Here is a 254-nt window from a genome sequence, read left to right on the forward strand (position 1 = left end):
CCCTTGGCCAGGTCGTGGGTGGCCACGGTCACCACGACGGTGGCCACCATCACCACCGAGGAGCGCATGGGGTGCACGCGGAACTCGGCAAAGGAACGCCAGTGGAAGGTCCCGATGCTGACCATGATCATCACCGCCACCCACGCGTCCATGGGAATCTGCCGCACCCATTCGTGGCCGTACTCCACCAGCAGAAACAGCATCACGACTGCCACCAGGCTGGACAACCGGCCTCGCCGGCCGGAGGACACATT

1 pseudogene is annotated in these 254 nt (G+C 65.0%); it reads right to left on the reverse strand.

Going from position 1 to position 254, the window contains the following annotated elements:
* Nucleotides 1-254 (reverse strand): annotated as a pseudogene (locus tag ACQG3P_RS20675) (sodium-independent anion transporter); the annotation flags it as partial.

This window comes from Stenotrophomonas sp. SrG (genome assembly GCF_050031795.1).
Classification (GTDB): domain Bacteria; phylum Pseudomonadota; class Gammaproteobacteria; order Xanthomonadales; family Xanthomonadaceae; genus Stenotrophomonas; species Stenotrophomonas rhizophila_A.